Source organism: Erwinia sp. 009765445, from assembly GCF_058137865.1.
On the sequence record NZ_JBYUWC010000002.1, the window covers coordinates 154483 to 173164 of the forward strand.

The window sequence follows — 18682 nt, forward strand, 5'->3', positions numbered from 1 at the left end:
TCGACTCTCTTCCACAGGGTAAGTTTATGACCAGACGACATATGAATTTAGGCCTGTTTATTTTTCCTTACGGGCACCATTTGGGGGCCTGGCGTCACCCGGATGCGCCCGCTGACATCGCTTTCGATCTGCGATACCTCACCGGAATCGTGCAGGCGGCCGAGCAGGCAGCCCTGGATATGGTCTTTTTTTCTGACACGGTGGCCGAGCGTGAAAATCAGGCCCTGACGCCCCATGCAACCTCCTTTGAACCCACCTCGCTGCTGGCGTCGCTGGCCACGCAGACCAGCCATATCGGGCTGGTGGCCACCATGACCACCAGTTATAACACCCCTTATAACGTGGCAAGGCGTTTTGCTTCACTCAATCTGCTCAGTAAAGGCAGGATCGGCTGGAACGTGGTGACCACCTCTTTTTTGCCGGAGGCGCTGAATTTTAATCAGGTCCGTCATCTGGAACATGCCGAACGTTACCGGCGGGCAGAGGAGTTTGTTGATGTGGTCAGGGGACTGTGGGGAACCTGGGATCAAGATGCACTGACTTTCGATAAGGCATCCGGGCAGTTTTTTGACAGCCAAAAGGTCAGACCTTTGCATCATTCGGGGCACTATTTTCAGGTTCGTGGTCCGCTGAATATCAGCAATATGCAGCATGAACCCCCGGTGATAGTCCAGGCAGGTTCTTCCGGCCCCGGCAAGGCTCTGGCAGCCAGGCAGGCTGAAATTGTTTTCACCGTCCAGTCAGACTTCCATGAAGCGCAGGCGTTCTACAGCGATCTGAAGAGCCAGACCGCCGCGGCGGGCAGAGACCCTCTGTCGCTGAGGATTTTACCGGGTATATCTCCGTTTATTGGCAGCAGCGAAGCTGAGGCGGAGGATCGCTATCAACAATTGCTGGAATTGATTCCCGTGAATGAAGCAGTGGCCATGCTTTCGGATCAGCTGGGCGGGTTTGATTTCAGCAGTTACGATTTGTCTTCATCTCTGCCTGAGCTTCCTCCCAGTAATGCCGGACAGACCCGCCGGGAAAATATAATCGCCATGGCTGCCCGCGAAAATCTGTCCATCAGGGAGACAGCGGTACGGCACGCCGTCACCGCAGGACATCTGGAGGTAGTGGGTACGCCGCAGCAGATCGCCGACCGCATGGAGGAGTGGTTCACCGACGGAGCCTGTGACGGCTTTAACCTCAAGCCTCCGGTGCTGCCGCATGATGCCAACCGTTTTTACGCTCAGGTGTTACCGGAATTACAGCGACGCGGACTGTTCCGTGAGCGTTATACCTCCTCATCGTTCAGAACCAACCTCGGATTCTGACGGCTAAACCTAAAACTTCTCTTCAGGAGTCAGTTATGACACCCGCTCAATCGCCCTATACCGACCTGTTAAAGCGCAAATTCCATCAAGGCAAGCCGGTTATTGGCACATTTTTGAAAATTCCCGGCGGGCATGTGACGGAAATGCTGGGCGCTGCCGGGTATGATTTTATCATTATCGATCAGGAACATGCTCCCTTTGATCGCCTCAGTGTCGACCATGCTCTGGCTGCCGCGCTGGCCTGGCGTGTTGATGCACTGGTCAGAGTCCCTTCCAGCCAGCCCGAGCATATTCTCTCCGCGCTGGATGGCGGGGCGACGGGGATTCTGATCCCCCATGTACAAACTGCCGCGCAGGCGAAAGCAGCCGTGGATGCAGCTACATACTCGCGGGAACGGGGATTTGCGCTCGCTACCCGCGCCGCCGGATGGGGACAGCTAAGCGCGGCGCAGCATATTGAAGAGTCCGACCGCCGGACGCTGGTTATTGCGCAGATTGAAGATCTCGCCGGTCTGGACAATGTGGAGCAGATCGCGGCAGAGGAGGGCATCGATGGCCTGTTTATTGGGCGCGGCGACCTGTCAGTGGCACTGAAAGCCGCAAGTCCGAACGATCCGTCAGTTTTTGAAGCCTGTCAGCATATTGCGGCAGCCGCAAAGCGCCACGGCAAATCCCTCAGCGCCTTTGTCGCCAGCCAGGAAGAAGCCAGAGCGTTATGGAAAATTGGAGTGACTGTGTTTATGTACAGCACCGACCAGGCCATACTGGTCAACGCGGCAAAACAGGCGGCTCTGGCCGTGCGCCAGCTGTCGGAGGAAAATTGATTATGTCTACAAAAAGGCAGATGCATCTCGGCGCATTTCTGTTTGCCACCGGCCATCATGTTGCCGCATGGCGTCATGACTCTGCCGAGTCGCGAAGCGGCTTTGACTTTGACCACTATTGCCAGCTGGCGCAGCAATGCGAAGCCGCTCACTTTGACTTTATCTTTCTTGAGGATGGCGTCGGGATACGTGAACCTGATTTGGACGTTGCCAGCCTGACAGCGCGGGCCGCGCACTTCGAACCTCTGACGCTGCTATCCGCCCTTGCTGCACACACTTGCCGGATTGGTTTAATTGCCACGGTGTCGACCAGCTATAACGAACCCTACAATCTGGCCCGTATTATTGCTTCGCTGGATCACCTGAGCGGGGGAAGGGCAGGCTGGAATCTGGTGACCTCAACCACCGATCTGGAAGCGCAAAATTTCGGGCTGGATCACCAACTCCTGCACAGCGACCGCTACCGGCGGGCGGAAGAGTTTGTCGATGTGGTCAACGGATTGTGGCAAAGCTACGAGCCGGATGCTCTGGTGCAGTGCCGTGCATCCGGCCGCTATTACGATCCCGAAAAACTGCACCGTCTGAATCATCAGGGGGAGTTTTTCTCCGTGCGCGGCCCTCTCAACGTCATTCGCTCCCCGCAGAACAAGCCCCTGATCGTCCAGGCAGGCTCCTCTGAGTCTGGATTGGCGCTGGCCGCCCGCACGGCAGATATGGTGTTCACTGCCGCGCAAACGCTTGAAGATGCACAAAAATATTACCGTTCTTTAAAAGCGAAAGTTGCCGGTTTCGGCAGAAATGTGGATTCCTTGCTGGTTATGCCGGGAGTTTTTCCGGTGGTGGGCAGAACACGGAGTGAAGCTGAGGATAAGTTTGCTGAGCTGCAACAGTTGATCCCGGAAAAAGTTGCCCTGGCTTTGCTCAGCCAGCATATCGGAGTGGAAGGCCTGCATAATTTGCCGCTGGATAAACCTGTTACGACTGGTCTTCTTGCCACCAACGGCAACACCAGCCGCCAGCGTCTGCTGCTGGAACTGGCTGCCCGTGAGAACCTGACGCTGCGCCAGCTCTCACTGAAAATTGCCGGTGCCCGCGGTCACTGGCAGGTCATTGGTACGGCGGAAGAAATAGCCGATCGGCTGGAAGAACGTTTTGTAAACGAGGGGGCTGATGGATTCACTATTATGCCTCCGACATTACCAGGTGGCTTAACCGATTTTATCCAGCAGGTCCTTCCGGAACTGCAGCGCAGAAATTTGGTAAAAACCAGGTATAACGGGGCCACCCTGCGTGAGAATTTAGGGTTGATTAACGCGGGTTCCCGGAGTTGAGAAGCCCCTGCCGGGTATTCGTTAGTCAGTTTTTTCACCGAGGAACCAGTACCAGAGCGGGATGGAAAGCAGGCCGGTGAATACCATGGAGTAAACCACAATCATAAAGAGCTGGGTGAATAACATCTCGGCTGACCAGTCGTTCAGCGGAATATGGTATTCCTCGATCGCTCCGCCAACCATGGCTTTGGTCATTATCGAGAGCGCGATAATCAGCACCACGACAACTGCTGAGATAAACTGTTTTTTTTCTTTACGCATGGGGGAGTCACTTCCTTTTGCACTGTTCAGACTAACGATTCTGCCAAAAAAAAGATAAATCGTCTTACCTTTTCTTGTTAGCCGGTTCCTGAAATACTATTCAACTGCCCATTGCATGTCTGAAATAACCAAATTGTAATCAGATGAAAATATCTTCGCTCAAAGTTAGCTAAGTTATGGCTGAAGGTTTCTTAACAATTAATTAGCAATTAAAGCTAAAATGCGCAACACGTAAAAGGATTAAGTTGATTCACCGGCATCGATCACTGGCCGTGCGCAATTGTCGTTTTATTGAAGAGTGACTGTCGATTAAATACCAATAAAGAAAGCGTTGTATCCCTTTCAATTAAACGGCTTAGCAATAGAATGATTCAGGAGTAAGACCATGAAAAACTTAGTTAATGATGTTATCTCAATCTTTTCACCGCAGACCGTTAAACCTGTTGTGATCCGCGCAGGATTAACTCATCGCGAGTTAGCTTCCATGCAACCAATGGGGATAACGTCGGTGAGCTGGGTCACCACCATGGAAGAACTCAACGACGCCTTTATGAAGAAAGCGCTGGATGCGGGCGCGGTCGGCTATCACATTACCGATGTGGAATCTCATAAGCCCGGTAATGACGATCAGCATGTTCTGGCTGCCACAGCGACGCTGTATAACATTAATGATAAAGCGGCTTATGGCTGATCTGTCGTAATGCAAAATGTGTGAATAATATAACACCGCATGCCAAAAGGTCTGTGGTGTTTTTTATCTTCAGTGCCCGGAAAAATCTGCCTGAAACAATTTCAGCGTAGCATTCTGTCAGCCCTGTCGACTCAGCCGAAGGAGTTTTGAATGTCAGACAAAATGACTGCCCAGTGCCACTGTGGGGAAGTTGTGTTTACCGTTGCCGTCAATGTGGCCTGCCTCGAAGGAGTGTCGCCTTTTGATTTTTCTCCGGTCAGAGTCAACGACGGCATCAATCACCAGAATGATGGCGGTGTGGCGGGCTGGCTCTCTTATCAGCCTGAGTAATAACCTGAGCTCTTCCGATCCCCATTCCTGCCGTTTTTCCTGATGCCTCTTTCCGCTGAAGCCCGTCCCTGACGGGCATTCTGGTGGGCCTGAACTATGATTATTTGTGTCGTAGTCCCTTGCTCGTTTTCGGATTATTAAGAGGCAATAAATGGAGTCCAATTCATTACTGAGACATTGGGGAGCCGACTATGCTACTGACGGCAAGGTTCGCTTTCGCCTTTGGGCATCCGGCCAGAAAGTGGTCACGCTGCGGATTTCCGGCGAAGATTTTGCCATGAAGGCGCTGGAGGATGGCTGGTTTGAACTGCTGGCCACCGGCGTTTCACCGGGCGCGGAATATCATTTTATCCTCGCCGATGGCACAAAAGTGCCGGATCCTGCCTCTCTGGCGCAGAAAGCAGATGTTCACGGCCCCTCTGTTGTTGTCGACCCTGATGCTTACCGCTGGCAGAACGTTGCATGGCACGGGCGACCATGGGAAGAAACTGTGATCTACGAGATGCATTTCGGCACGTTCACGCCGGAAGGGACATTCCGTGCAGCAATGGAAAAACTCGCCGGGCTTGCCAGGCTGGGTATCACCATGATTGAGGTGCTGCCGCTCTCGCAGTTCGAAGGCACTCGCGGTTGGGGTTATGACGGTGTGCTGCTCTACGCGCCTCATTCTGCTTACGGTACGCCCGATGATTTCAAAGCCTTTGTTGATGCCGCCCATGGTTATGGCCTGTCGGTGGTGCTGGATATCGTGCTTAACCACTTCGGCCCCGAAGGCAATTATCTCCCGCTGCTGTCACCTGGCTTCTTTGATAAAGAACGCAAGACGCCGTGGGGAGCCGGTATCGCTTATAACGTGGATGCCGCGCGTCATTATATCAGCGATGCCCCTCTTTACTGGCTGAGGGAATACCGCCTGGACGGCCTGCGCTTTGACGCGATTGACCAGATCAAAGATGCGTCTGACAAACATATTCTGGTTGAGATTGCAGAGCGGATACGAAGCAAAATTACCGATCGACCCATCCATCTCACCACTGAAGACTGTCGCAATGTAGTTTTCCTGCATCCACGCGATCCGGATAGTTCCGCGCCGCTCTTTACCGGCGAATGGAATGACGACTTCCACAATGCTGTGCATGTCTTTATCACCGGCGAAACGCATGCTTATTACCAGGATTTTGCGGATAAACCCGGGAAACTGATTGCCCGGATCCTGGCTGAAGGATTCGCTTATCAGGGCGAAATTTCGCCTCAGAGTGGGGAGAAGCGGGGCGTTAACAGCAGCGGCCAGCCACCGGTCGCCTTTGTTGATTTTATCCAGAATCACGACCAGGTCGGCAACCGCGCCCGGGGCGAGCGTCTGATTGAGCTGGCCGGAGAGGATCGTACCTGGCTGCTGTTTGCCACCTTGCTTCTTTCGCCCCATATTCCGCTGCTGTTTATGGGCGAAGAATATGGCGAAACCAATCCGTTCCTGTTCTTCACCGATTTCCATGGCGATCTGGCGAAAGCGGTGAGGAAAGGCCGGGCGCAGGAGTTTGAGGGGCACGCCGGTCACGAGGGCGAAAGCGTTCCGGACCCTAACGATCCGCAGACCTTCGCGCAGTCGAAGCTGGACTGGAGGAAGCCACGAAGCGAGCAGGGCAAAAAATGGCTTGAACTTACCAGGGAACTGCTGACCCTGCGCCAGAAATATGTGGTGCCCTTGCTTTTCGACGCTGGCGGGAATACGGGCAAAGTGATCGACACCGCAGAGGGCTTTTTCGCCGTCAGCTGGACATTCCCTCAGGGAACGCTGTCGGTTGCGGTCAATATTGGCGAGACGCCACGCCCGCTTCCTGAACTTCCCGGCGATATTATTTATGCCTGGCCACAGGCGGCCCAGCCGCTGCAAAAAAACGCCATTATCGTGCGCGTTGCTTCAGGAGTCGCAAAATGACAGTCCCAACCGCCACTTACCGTATCCAGTTCCGCAACGGCATGACCTTCGACCGGGCGGCCGGTCTCGTGCCCTATCTGAAAAAACTGGGTATCAGCCACCTTTATGCTTCACCCATATTCACCGCGACCTCTGGCTCAACACATGGCTACGACGTAACTGATGTGAATGAAATCGAACCGGCAATTGGCGGTCGTGCAGGCTTCGACCGCATGGTGAAAGCACTGAAAAATGCAGGATTAGGCCTGATACTTGATATCGTGCCGAACCATATGGCCGCCTCACTGGAGAATGCCTGGTGGCATGACGTGGTCGAATACGGCAGGCAGAGCCGCTATGCCAGACATTTTGATATTGACTGGTCACGCCGCCTGACGCTGCCGTTCCTTGGCGATACTTTTGAGGCGCTGCTGGATAACGGCGAAATCAGCCTCAGGCCCGATCCGGACACCGGCAGGCCAGCCATGGTCTGTTATGACACCTTCTATCCGCTGACTCCCGGGAGCTGGCAGGGCAGAGAAACGGAAGTTCTGCAGATAACGGATAAGGCGGAGATCGCCAGACTGCATGAGAGTCAGCCGTGGCGACTGATGTGCTGGAGGGATGCACCCCATGACCTCTCTTACCGCCGCTTTTTTGAGGTCACTGGTCTGGTTGGTGTTCGGGTGGAGGACGAAGCCGTTTTCCATGATTCACACCGGTTGATCCTCGAACTGGTCCATTCCGGGGCGGTCGACGGGCTGCGTGTCGATCATATTGACGGCCTGGCCGATCCGAAAGCCTATCTGGATCGTCTGCGTCAAAAGAGCGGACCAGAGTGTTATATCACCGTTGAAAAGATCCTCGCTGAGGGCGAGCATCTCCCGGCAGACTGGCCGGTATCCGGCACCACCGGCTATGAATTTATCTCCTCAGTGACGGATGCGCTGGTGGATGGCAGGAATATTTCAGCTTTGCGCAGGGCATGGGAAAAGGTGGTTGGCAAACCGGTCGATATGAGAGCCGAACTGCGTGCGGCCAAGCTGCTGATGGTGGAACATAATTTTGCAGGGGAATTCACCACGCTGCTGAATCTGGCGTTGCAAATTGCCAACGCCGGTAGCGTGCCGCTGGGGGAAGATGTTATTCGCCCGGCGTTACGGGAGCTGCTGGTGGCTTTTCCGGTTTATCGCACTTACGGTACGCCAGAAGGGCTGCCAGCAGCAGATGCCGGGCTGTTGCATAAGGTGGCGACAAAAGTCAGCGTGCCGTCGCCGGAGGCGCTGGCGTTTCTTGTGCAGATCATTGAAGACAATGTGTCAGCAGAGGCTGCCACATTCCGTACCCGGTTCCAGCAGCTGACCGGCCCGCTGATGGCAAAATCGGTGGAAGATACGCTGTTCTACCGGCAGAACATGGCACTGGCGCTGAACGAAGTCGGTGCGGAGCCGGTTCCACTGACTTTCTCAATCGACCGTTTTCATGCGGAGATGAAAACCCGGCTTCAACGTCAGCCAGATGCACTTTCCGGCACTTCAACCCATGACACCAAGCGCGGCGAGGATGCACGAGCCAGGCTCTGTACGCTGACCGAAGCACCGGAGCGTTGGGCTGAGTGTTTTGCCCGCTGGAGTCAGATGAACAAAGACCAGGTCAGCGTGCTCGATGATGGCCCAGCACCCAGACCTGCGGGCGAGTGGATGCTTTATCAGTCGCTGGCCGGGGTATGGCCAGCCACGTTGCAACCTGACGATCGGGCAGGGCTGAAGGCACTGGAGGAGCGGTTTGTCGTCTATGTGGAAAAAGCGCTGCGTGAAGCGAAACTGCGCACCAATTGGGGCGACAGCAACGATCCTTATGAAAGGGCGATTATCGACTATGCCCGCCATTTGTTCTCGCCAGAGAATCAAACCTTTCTGCAGGATTTTCATCACGCGCTACAGCCATTTATCCGCGCCGGGCTGGTAAACAGCCTTACGCAGACCATTGTTAAGCTCGCCGCGCCGGGTTTGCCGGATATCTATCAGGGCAGTGAAGCGCTGGACTTCAGCCTTGTCGACCCTGACAACCGCCGTGAGCCGGACTTTGCCATGCTTGAGCGTCAGCTGAAAGAGAGCAACCCCGATTTCAGCGCGGAAGCCAGCTGGCTCAGCGGCCGTCTGAATCAACACGTCATTGCCAGATTGCTCCGATGCCGCCAGCAGCGGCCAGCGCTGTTTCGCAGAGGCGATTATTTGCCGCTTGCCGCCAGCGGAAAACAGGCTGAGAACGTGCTGGCTTTTGCGCGTGATGAGAACGGCGCGGCACTGATCGTCATTACTCCACGTCTGACCTTCCGGATGGTCAGTGATTCCAGCTCTTTCAGCATCCACTGGCCGGAAACAGAGATCAGATTGCCAGCCAGGCTGGCAAACCGACGCTATCTTAACCTGCTCAGCGGAGAAGAGACGGAATTAGCAGACACTGTCGACCTGGCCAGATTTGCGGGCCACGCGGCCATCATCCTGCTGAGTGAATGAATTAACGGCACTGACAACAACACTAATGTTTTTTCAACTGATGGCGAGGAAAGTATGTCTGACGTCAAACTGATTATTACGGCAGGTGAAAGCCTGCCGCTCGGCGCTAATTACGATGGTGAAGGGGTCAACTTCGCTATTTTTTCCGCGCACGCGGAGCGCATTGAGCTTTGTCTTTATGATGCCAGTGGCAAAGAGGAGATCGCCAGGCTGGAGCTGCCGGAATACACCAATGAAATCTGGCATGGCTATGTACCGGGATTACAGCCCGGTGCGCTGTATGGCTATCGCGTTCACGGCCCCTATGAGCCAGAAAATGGTCACCGTTTTAACCCCAACAAGCTGCTGATCGACCCCTATGCACGGGAGCTGGCCGGTGATATTGAATGGAATGAAGCTCACTATGCCTACGATCTGCAGGATGAGGACAAGGATCTGAGCTTCGACACTCAGGACAGCGCGCCATATATGCCCAAGTGCCGGGTTATCGACCCCAATGAATTTGACTGGCAGGATAACAACCGGCCAGTGATCCCCTGGTCAAAAACCGTGGTTTATGAAACCCACGTAAAAGGGTTCACCCAACTGAATCCGGCCATTCCGCAAGAACGGCGGGGCACCTACGACGGGATGTCGCACCACTCCACCGTTGATTACATCAAAAGCCTGGGTGTCACCTCCGTTGAACTGCTGCCGGTACACTGGTTCCCGGACGATCAGCATCTGCTCGATAAAGGGCTGAAGAATTTTTGGGGATATAACACGCTGGCATTCTTCGCCCCGGCCACGCGCTATTTCGGGCCGAGGGGTATTCAGGGCTTTCGCGATATGGTGCGGGCGTTCCACGATGCCGGTATCGAGGTGATCCTTGACGTGGTATATAACCACACCGCTGAAGGTAACGAACTTGGTCCGACGCTTTCATTTAAAGGCATCGATAACTTCTCCTATTACCGCACGTTGCCCGATCAGCATCGTTATTACATTAATGATACCGGCACCGGCAATACGGTGAACACCTCACACCCGCGAGTATTGCAAATGATCATGGATTCCCTGCGTTACTGGGCTGAATCGATGCATATCGACGGTTTTCGCTTCGATTTGGGGACTATTCTGGGCCGTGAGCCGGAAGGCTTTGATCAGCGGGGCGGCTTCTTCGATGCGATTATGCAGGATCCGATACTGTCAAAGTTGAAGCTGATTGGCGAACCCTGGGATATTGGCCCTGGCGGTTATCAGGTTGGCGGCTTCCCGCCTGGCTGGGCGGAGTGGAACGACAAGTACCGCGATACGGTGCGGGAATACTGGAAGGGCGATAACGTGTCGACCGATTTTGCAGCCCGTCTGCTGGGGTCCGGCGACCTCTACGATCAGCGCGGCCGTCGGCCCTGGTCGAGCGTCAATTTTATCACCGCCCATGACGGCTTTACGCTTAACGATATGGTTTCCTGGAACGAAAAACATAACGAAGCCAACGGTGAAGATAACAACGACGGCCATAATGACAACCGATCATACAATTACGGTGCCGAAGGACCGACTGACGATGAAGGCATCAATGCGGTACGTGAACGGCAGAAGCGTAATTTTCTCGCCACGCTGTTCTTCTCGCATGGAACGCCGATGTTGCTGGCCGGAGACGAATTTGGCCGCAGTCAACTCGGCAATAATAACGGTTACTGCCAGGACAGCGAGATCTCTTGGATCCACTGGGAAAACCTGCCTGAAAGCAGCGAGACGCTGCGCGAGTTTACCCGTCATGTTATCAGGCTGAGGGCAGAGCAGCCGCTGCTGCGCCGCGAGAACTGGCGGGATGGGATGGACATCAAATGGTTTAATGCCGGTGGCGGTTTCCAGCAGTCTGAACAGTGGGATGAAGGTTCGACTCTTGGGGTCTATATCGGCCGTCCCGACCTGCAAACAGAGGAAAGTATCTGGCATGACGTGCTGATCCTGCTTAATCCTTTTGAAGGCAATGTGCCGTTCCGCATCCCGCAGTTTGGTGAAGGGGGCTGGGTGCTGGAACTCACTACAGGTGATACCGGCAGGCACGGTATGGTGATCAATAAAGAAAAGGATTACGGGCTGGAAGGCCGCAGTCTGGCTCTGTTCCGCCGGCCTTAATGAACAGGGCGCTTAACCGCGCCCTGTTAAGCTGACATCAGTCGCGATAAACTGGAACACCCGTTGCCTGTTTACTCCAGGATGAGTATGAACAGCATGATTAAAATGACAATTTTGCCAGCCCTGATGCTGGTTGCGTCCTGCAGCCATCAAGGGGCCTCTGACAGCAACTGGCGTGAAAACCCGGAGTATGCCCATCCTGGCATCGGCCGTGAAGTTCAACGTCTTCATAGCCAACCGTAATTTTGCGTTGCCGACGGATAGCATCGCGCAACAAAGCTCACTGCGGAGGGTCCATCGTCTCAGGCGCGCTGGTTGCGCTCACCAGAGCAGGGGGTTCATGGTTCAACGCAGTACCGCTGTTTATGGCAGCAAAGATTTTTGCCAAAGCACTGTCACTGCTTTTTGCCAGAGCAGGTTCACCTCGCTGACGCACCCAGCCCAGACCAAGGACTAACGCATCCAGTTCGTCCAGTGAAAACGCGAATTCGGGAAGGAAAAAACCCTCTCTCAGGCAAAAGCCGATCCCTGCCTGTCCCTCCAGAGGGGCACCCAGCGAACGCAGGGTATCAATGTCCCTGTATACGCTCCGCTGCGAGATGCCCAGTTCATGCGCCAGTTGAAGAGCCGTAGCCGGGGTTCTGCGCGCGCGCAGGATACTGATGAGTTCAAACAGGCGACTGGTTCTTGACATACCGTGAATTATCCTTGATGAACATGACGACTGAGGGTAAAGAGAACCCTGCTTTGCAGTGGGTTAACGTTTTCTGGTCAGCGTAATGCGCGTCAGTTCTGAAGGGCGGCCAATTCTGATCGCCATCCCCGGCCAGAGCGCGGTACCGTTGTTAACATAGAGCTTCCATGTTATCCACGTCATAAAGGCCCGAGACAAAACCTGCGTTAGGTTTCAAAAACAGCCGATCGAAACCAATAATCAGCCCACCGTGGGTGTGACCAGAAAGCTGTAAATCCACACCGTGGACCGCATTCTGACGGGCATTTTTCGGCTGATGATCGAGCAGGATCACCGGCGCATTTTCCGGAATATTAAACACCTTCCATAACTTGAGGCAGATGACAGCTTTAATGTCATTTTGGGCAAATCCCAAAGGGTTCAGGGAAGTTACAGCAATGACAATAGAGTTTGCAATGACTGTCGCCTCTCACGCTGTCCGTAAAGAGAATCATTACCATTTGAAATTAGCTTGTACTATATAATATAGCAGAAGCTATACTTATCTTAATTTTCGTCACCTCAGGGGATTTCTGATGCACTTAATGAGAAAAAGTCATGTGGTACTGCTTTCCGCTGCTCTGATGCTGTTCGCCAACGTCAACGTCCATGCTGCAGATAAATTCAGAGTCATTACCACTTTCACCGTGATCGCGGATATGGCCAGAAATGTGGCCGGAGATGCGGCGGAAGTGAGTTCAATCACCAAACCAGGGGCAGAGATCCATGAATATCAGCCGACGCCGGGCGATATTAAACGAGCACAGAAAGCGCAACTTATTCTGTCGAACGGCATGAATCTGGAGATGTGGTTCCGTAAATTTTTTCAACATCTTAAGGGCGTCCCGGAAGTTGTGGTCACCACGGGGATCGTCCCGATGGGCAGAACGGAAGGGCCCTATAACGGCAAGCCCAATCCTCATGCCTGGATGTCACCAGATAACGCCTTAATGTATATCGATAATATCCGCGACGCTCTGATGAAGTACGATCCCGCTAATGCAACGACCTATCAACAGAATGCGGAAACCTATAAGAAACAGATCATTGCGACCCTTGAGCCACTGCGTAAGCAAGTGGCGGAACTGCCGGCCAATCAGCGCTGGCTGGTCTCCAGTGAAGGGGCGTTTTCATATCTGGCGCGCGATCTCGGGCTGAAAGAACTCTATTTGTGGCCAATCAATGCCGATCAGCAGGGTTCACCGCAACAGGTACGCAGAGTGATCGCCCTGGTTAAACAACATCATATACCGGCGGTGTTCAGCGAAAGTACCATTTCAGATAAGCCCGCCCGCCAGGTCGCGCGTGAAACTGGTGCGCATTACGGTGGTGTGCTGTATGTCGATTCACTCAGCCCCGCAACCGGACCCGTGCCTACCTATATTGACCTGTTAAATGTCACGACCAGCACGGTTGTACAGGGCATTAAAGACGGTATTAAGGAACAGAAATGATGCAGGGCATTGTTGTGTCCAACGTTACCGTGAGTTACCGCAACGGCCATACCGCTTTGCAAAATGCTTCTTTCAGCGTTCCCACCGGATCCGTCGCGGCTCTGGTAGGGGTCAACGGTTCCGGTAAATCAACACTGTTTAAAGCGGTGATGGGATTTGTCCGTCTGTCATGCGGGAAGATTTCGATTCTGGATATGACTGTCCGGCAAGCGTTACAACGTAACGTCATTGCCTATGTGCCGCAATCCGAAGAGGTCGACTGGTCGTTTCCGGTTCTGGTGGAAGATGTGGTGATGATGGGGCGCTATGGCCGTATGGGATTCATGCGCATTTCATCAGCAGAGGACCGGCGAATTGTCACGCAGGCGCTTGAGCGGGTGGATATGCAGGATTACCGGCACCGGCAGATTGGTGAGCTGTCCGGTGGTCAAAAAAAACGAGTCTTTCTTGCCCGCGCCATTGCTCAACAGGGAGAGGTCATTCTGCTCGATGAGCCGTTTACCGGCGTGGATGTGAAAACAGAGGCAAAAATTATCAGCCTGCTGCGCGAGCTTCGTGATGAAGGAAAAACGATGCTGGTTTCCACTCATAACCTGGGTTCGGTTACCGAATTCTGTGATTACACCGTGATGGTTAAAGGAACGGTACTGGCGAGTGGTCCAACAGAAACAACCTTTACCACCGACAATCTTGAGCTAGCTTTCAGTGGCGTCCTGCGCCACGTGGTGCTAAATGGTTCGGAGGACAGAATCATTACTGACGATGAGCGCCCGTTTATTTCGCGTCGTCTTCAGGCCGACGATAAGGGGGGATGACAATGGGCTGGCTAATGGAACCGTTTGGTTATCAGTACATGCTTAATGCTATGTGGGTTTCAGCGATGGTCGGTGGGCTCTGTGCATTTTTATCCTGCTATCTGATGCTGAAAGGCTGGTCACTGATTGGTGACGCGCTGTCACACTCTATTGTTCCGGGTGTGGCAGGCGCTTATATGCTTGGGCTGCCGTTTGCGGTGGGTGCCTTTGTATCTGGTGGTCTGGCGGCGGGTAGCTCAGACCGATAACCAAGATTAACGCAAGGCAACATTATATTAACAATCAGCCGCATTTTTACAGCGTCTGTCGGTAAGCTAAGTTACTGGATGGAGATACAAAAATGAAAATACGAGATCTTGGAGTCGGAGCGCGACTTGGTAGCGGTTTTTTCCTTGTGCTGGTGCTGGTCACCGGCATGGCGGTCATCGGTATATTTCGCATTGTCGGCATCCTGCATGAAACTGATCGCGTGACGGGTTATTACCTTGTGAGCGAAAGGTTGGCAACTGAATGGCTGTCAATTATTAATACGAATGCCGCTCTTGGGCTGACAGTGGTAGCGACGAAGAACGAAGAAATTAAACAGTATGCCGCTGCCAGAATGAAGCAAAATTCAGAGCGGGCCAGCCAACTACAAAAGCAACTTGATAGTATCGTGGTCTCGGAGAAAGGCCGTCAGTTATTGAAAACCATTGCTGAAAAAAGAATAGTCTATACCACCACGCGGACTGACATAATCCGGAGCAGTCAGCAGGGGGAAGAGGAGGCGGTCAATACCGCAATAAAAAGTACCCTGTTGCCCGCGATGGCCGTCTATTCTGACAGTGTTAAAGCATTTGTAGAATACGAAAAAAGTATGACTGATGTCTGTGGCGACACCATTCAGAATAATGGCACTTCTGCCATTCAGTCTCTGATCATGCTGGGGATTTTTGCTATTGTGGTTGGTGGCTTACTGGCATGGCTGATAACACGTAGTATTACTAAACCGCTTCACGCGGCGGTAACGGTGGCACGAGAAGTCGCAGATGGAAACCTTGGGATCACTGTGGTGGTCGATTCCAGAGATCAGTTGGGTCAACTGATGCTGTCATTACGGGAAATGACAGAAAATCTACGTAGCACCGTACAGAAAGTCCGTAATGGTGCTGACAGTATCACTCTGGCCGCTGCTGAAATCAGTTGTGGAAACACCGATCTTGCCAGCCGCACCGAAGCTCAGGCTACCAGTATTGAGCAGACTGCCGCCACCCTGGAGGAGTTTTCTTCGACTATTGATAACACAGCAGCTAATACCGAAAGGGCAAAAAAGTACGTTAGCGCCACGTCATTGGTAGTAAAACAAAACGGCGCGGTAATGAATGAAGTCTCAACGCGAATGCAGGAGATTTATCACTCGTCGTCCAGAATGTCCGACATCATTCAGGTTATCGACGGCATAGCCTTCCAGACAAATATTCTGGCGCTGAACGCAGCTGTAGAGGCGGCACGCGCGGGTGAGTCTGGCCGGGGATTTGCGGTGGTAGCCAGCGAAGTGCGCAATCTGGCACAACGTAGTGCATCTGCGGCGCGTGAGATCAAAGTACTGATTGATGATTCGGTTGCGCGCATTGCCTCCGGTCGCAGCCTGGTAGAGCAGGCTGACGGTGGCATGGGAGAAATTATCGGCAATGTTCAAAATATGATCCAACTGATCGAGGAAATTGCTCAGGCCAGTCGCGAGCAGAGCGACGGTATCGGCCAGATTAATATTGCGATGGGGCAAATCGATACCACCACGCAGCAGAATGCCTCGCTGGTTGAGGAGTCTGCCGCCGCAGCCACTTCAATGCAGGAACAATCGCTTAATCTGCAGACGATAGTCGGCGTGTTCCGTCTTGATAAAGCCTGATTATGAGAGTTATATCAACGATCCTCTTCTTCTGGCGGAGCTGGTGATTAGCGGATTCGTGGCGGGAGTCTATCGGCTCATCCTGTAGGCTTTCCGATTTTTCACGGTTGTGCCTGGAAATGGCTGGAGAGGAGGGTCCTCCTCAATGCTTTATTTAACATAATATACATTATGCGTACCGATATGGTGATGCGTGAAATCCGGTATTTTGACCATTGCCAGTGCTGACGCGCCTTGCCAACGATCGGCCGACTGACTGACTGCTTTCCATTACCCGCTTAAGATGCCTTTTGATGAAACCTTCTTTCAGATGGCTGTATTGATGAACGTCGTTTTCAAAGGCCTGCATCGTTATGTTTAACCTGTACATACTGTTCTGCTAACACCGGATGCTCAATCAGATAATCTCTCTTTGCTCATCACCTGCGGCAAACGTGTGCAACTGATGACTGCGTTGGTCGCCGCCTTTGATAAAATACTTTCTGCCAGTAATGCCATTTTCGCCACGCGCCTGATAGCCTGTCTTTCCAGAACACTGCGACTTCCAGCGGCATATCGATAACCGACTTTTAGCAACCAGGTAGTGCCATTATGGTGTACTCATACTGAGATACCTCGCTTAATACACCAAATTAAAATGGCGTCGCTACGTGAATTTTTTTTATCTTCGGCACCCTCTGTACGTCAGATTTCACACAGCGCGTTTTCTATTTAACATAAATCATTTCCCTGGTTCTATTATCTGCGAAAAATCTGCGCAGCGTGATCATTCTGCCACTGGGCTACCGTGCAGATGAAGGCGACTGGCTGGTTAATCTGAAAAAAGTTCGTCGTTCACGCGAGAACTTCATCACTGAGATCAAATAAGCTTCAAGCCTCTTTTTGAACTGCACCCCAAAAGTTGAACACCCAACGGAGTAAGGTGCATGGAGCCTTTTGTAAGGCATTGCTCTTCCCTGCCCTCTGATCACATCGTGTTAATGATGTACCAATAGCTTTTCCCGCCGTTGCGCTTTATAGCTTGTCACTGTAAATACAACAATAAACACGCAGGCGAACAGAACAACAATTGTTGGAGCCGGTGCGCTATCGAGAAAGAACGAAATATAAACGCCACTGAGGGAGACGGCAACCGAAATGGCCACGGCAATCAGCAACGCCCGATGGAATCTCGTTGTCAGCAATACTGCAATGGCACCGGGAGCAATTAACAAAGAGACTGATAAAATTATCCCCACGGCTTTCAGTGTGGCCACAATGGTTAACGACACCATACACAGCAAGCCGTAATGTAACCATCGGGTACGCAGACCGCAGACCTTCGCTTGTTGATAATCGAAACAGAAAAGCAGAAAGTCGCGCCATTTGAAACTAATTACCAGTACAATAAATAACGTGATAACACCTGTCTGCAGGATGTCCTGATTATTAATCCCCAGCATATCGCCAAACAAAATATGATCGAGATGGACTTCAGGTTTCACCGCGATATACAAAATCAGCCCTGCAGCGAACATGCCGGAAAAAACAATGCCCATCACGGTATCCTGCTTGATACGGCTGTTATCTTTCAGGAAACCGGTCGCCAGCGCGCAGAATAATCGGGCGACAAAAGCGCCGATCGCCAGCGGGACCCCTATCATCCAGGCCAACACCACGCCGGGAAATACAGCATGGCTCATTGCATCCCCCATCAATGCCCAGCCCTTCAGGACCAGAAATACCGACAGCAGCGCACAGGGAATAGCGACAACCAATGCAATCAACAACGCATTATTCATAAATCCGAACTGAAAAGGCTCGGCTAATAACGTCAGCATTCTTTCCTCCCGGCGATTAACCGCGCGCGCCGCCGGTTAGCCAGCAAACCATGAGTCGGTGCAAAAATAAAGGCCAACAGGAACAGCATCGTTTGTGCCACGACAATCACGCCTCCCGTTGCGCCGTCCAGATAATAACTCGCCCATGCGCCCAGAAAACTGGTAATACTGCCTATCGCCACCGCAATACACAGCAGCCGTGGGAATCGATCTGTCAGCATCCATGCTGTGGCACCGGGCGTCACCACCAGACAAATAACCAGAAAAGCCCCCACCGTTTGCAATGCGGCAACGGTCGACACTGATAACAGAATAAAGAACAAAACCTTCAGGCGCGCCGGGTGCAAACCGACCGCTCGTGCATGGTTTTCATCAAAAAAAGTCACCATCAAATATTTCCATTTGAAAAACAGCACGACCACAGAGACTGCGCCAATAATTGAAAGCTGTACGATATCCTCTGTGGTAATCGCAAGAATATTGCCCAGAACAATGGTCTGAATATTGACTGAGGCAGGACTCAGCGACACCATAAAAAGGCCAAGACCAAAAAAGGAAGAGAAGATCAGCCCGATAATCGCGTCCTCCTTCAGACGGGTTCTCTGATTAAGAAACAGCATGCAAGCCAGGCTTTAGGCAAAAAAATGCGGTG

14 protein-coding genes and 4 pseudogenes are annotated in these 18682 nt (G+C 52.7%); 13 read left to right on the top strand and 5 right to left on the bottom strand.

Features of this window, described 5'->3' with window-relative positions:
- Positions 1 to 26 precede the first annotated feature (26 nt).
- From AC3Y5R_RS02745 to AC3Y5R_RS02755, 3 genes are read left to right on the top strand one after another with little or no spacing between them, the layout of a single operon-like run.
- Positions 27 to 1316: an LLM class flavin-dependent oxidoreductase gene (locus AC3Y5R_RS02745; protein WP_489920038.1), complete on the top strand. Its 1290-nt coding sequence runs from the start codon at positions 27 to 29 to the stop codon at positions 1314 to 1316.
- Positions 1317 to 1351: 35 nt separating this feature from the next.
- The gene (locus AC3Y5R_RS02750; protein ID WP_489920039.1) at positions 1352 to 2140 is read left to right on the top strand and encodes an HpcH/HpaI aldolase family protein; all 789 of its coding nucleotides are present in this window, start codon (positions 1352 to 1354) and stop codon (positions 2138 to 2140) included.
- 2 nt (positions 2141 to 2142) lie between these two features.
- Positions 2143 to 3471: an LLM class flavin-dependent oxidoreductase gene (locus tag AC3Y5R_RS02755; RefSeq protein ID WP_489920040.1), complete on the top strand. Its 1329-nt coding sequence runs from the start codon at positions 2143 to 2145 to the stop codon at positions 3469 to 3471.
- Between the two features lie 21 nt (positions 3472 to 3492).
- Here the strand turns inward: AC3Y5R_RS02755 and AC3Y5R_RS02760 are convergent, their stop codons facing one another.
- Complete coding sequence (locus tag AC3Y5R_RS02760; RefSeq protein ID WP_489920041.1) at positions 3493 to 3732, bottom strand: DUF2534 family protein; 240 nt, start codon at positions 3730 to 3732, stop codon at positions 3493 to 3495.
- Positions 3733 to 4117: 385 nt separating this feature from the next.
- Between AC3Y5R_RS02760 and AC3Y5R_RS02765 the strand changes: the two genes are divergently transcribed.
- The 6 genes and pseudogenes from AC3Y5R_RS02765 (at position 4118) to AC3Y5R_RS02790 (ending at position 11560) form a co-directional block, all read left to right on the top strand.
- The gene (locus AC3Y5R_RS02765; RefSeq protein WP_158781453.1) at positions 4118 to 4423 is read left to right on the top strand and encodes a YdgH/BhsA/McbA family protein; all 306 of its coding nucleotides are present in this window, start codon (positions 4118 to 4120) and stop codon (positions 4421 to 4423) included.
- Between the two features lie 207 nt (positions 4424 to 4630).
- A pseudogene (locus AC3Y5R_RS02770) lies at positions 4631 to 4753 on the top strand (GFA family protein); the annotation flags it as partial.
- Between the two features lie 151 nt (positions 4754 to 4904).
- The gene (gene treZ, locus AC3Y5R_RS02775) at positions 4905 to 6692 is read left to right on the top strand and encodes a malto-oligosyltrehalose trehalohydrolase (RefSeq protein WP_489920042.1); all 1788 of its coding nucleotides are present in this window, start codon (positions 4905 to 4907) and stop codon (positions 6690 to 6692) included.
- The gene (treY, locus tag AC3Y5R_RS02780) at positions 6689 to 9190 is read left to right on the top strand and encodes a malto-oligosyltrehalose synthase (RefSeq protein ID WP_489920043.1); all 2502 of its coding nucleotides are present in this window, start codon (positions 6689 to 6691) and stop codon (positions 9188 to 9190) included. Before treZ ends, treY begins: the two co-directional genes overlap by 4 nt.
- 54 nt (positions 9191 to 9244) lie before the next feature.
- Positions 9245 to 11317, top strand: coding sequence for a glycogen debranching protein GlgX (gene glgX, locus AC3Y5R_RS02785; protein ID WP_489920044.1), 2073 nt, complete (start codon positions 9245 to 9247; stop codon positions 11315 to 11317).
- An 87-nt stretch (positions 11318 to 11404) separates the two neighbouring features.
- Complete coding sequence (locus AC3Y5R_RS02790; protein WP_489920045.1) at positions 11405 to 11560, top strand: hypothetical protein; 156 nt, start codon at positions 11405 to 11407, stop codon at positions 11558 to 11560.
- A gap of 37 nt (positions 11561 to 11597) precedes the next feature.
- On the opposite strand, the gene AC3Y5R_RS02795 is transcribed toward AC3Y5R_RS02790, so the two are convergent.
- Positions 11598 to 12011 carry a helix-turn-helix transcriptional regulator gene (locus tag AC3Y5R_RS02795; RefSeq protein ID WP_489920046.1) on the bottom strand — a complete coding sequence of 138 codons (414 nt, stop codon included), beginning with the start codon at positions 12009 to 12011 and terminating at the stop codon, positions 11598 to 11600.
- A gap of 63 nt (positions 12012 to 12074) precedes the next feature.
- Positions 12075 to 12360, bottom strand: a pseudogene (locus tag AC3Y5R_RS02800) (metallophosphoesterase); the annotation flags it as partial.
- Positions 12361 to 12634: 274 nt separating this feature from the next.
- Here AC3Y5R_RS02800 and AC3Y5R_RS02805 point away from each other — a divergent pair.
- The 4 genes and pseudogenes from AC3Y5R_RS02805 to AC3Y5R_RS02820 all read left to right on the top strand — a co-directional run bounded on the left by AC3Y5R_RS02805 (position 12635) and on the right by AC3Y5R_RS02820 (position 16210).
- Positions 12635 to 13504, top strand: coding sequence for a metal ABC transporter substrate-binding protein (locus AC3Y5R_RS02805; protein ID WP_489920163.1), 870 nt, complete (start codon positions 12635 to 12637; stop codon positions 13502 to 13504).
- Positions 13501 to 14319, top strand: a complete 819-nt coding sequence (locus tag AC3Y5R_RS02810; protein WP_489920047.1) for a manganese/iron ABC transporter ATP-binding protein — start codon at positions 13501 to 13503, stop codon at positions 14317 to 14319. The genes AC3Y5R_RS02805 and AC3Y5R_RS02810 overlap by 4 nt, the downstream gene beginning before the upstream one ends.
- 2 nt (positions 14320 to 14321) lie before the next feature.
- Positions 14322 to 14555: pseudogene (gene sitC, locus AC3Y5R_RS02815) on the top strand (iron/manganese ABC transporter permease subunit SitC); the annotation flags it as partial.
- Positions 14556 to 14659: 104 nt separating this feature from the next.
- Positions 14660 to 16210 (top strand): methyl-accepting chemotaxis protein, encoded by a 1551-nt coding sequence (locus AC3Y5R_RS02820; RefSeq protein ID WP_489920048.1) that lies wholly within the window; start codon positions 14660 to 14662, stop codon positions 16208 to 16210.
- A gap of 977 nt (positions 16211 to 17187) precedes the next feature.
- Here AC3Y5R_RS02820 and AC3Y5R_RS02825 read toward each other — a convergent pair.
- Complete coding sequence (locus AC3Y5R_RS02825; protein WP_489920049.1) at positions 17188 to 18030, bottom strand: metal ABC transporter permease; 843 nt, start codon at positions 18028 to 18030, stop codon at positions 17188 to 17190.
- Positions 18024 to 18650 (bottom strand): annotated as a pseudogene (sitC, locus tag AC3Y5R_RS02830) (iron/manganese ABC transporter permease subunit SitC); the annotation flags it as partial. The gene AC3Y5R_RS02825 and the pseudogene sitC (AC3Y5R_RS02830), both read right to left, overlap by 7 nt.
- Positions 18651 to 18682: the final 32 nt, after the last annotated feature.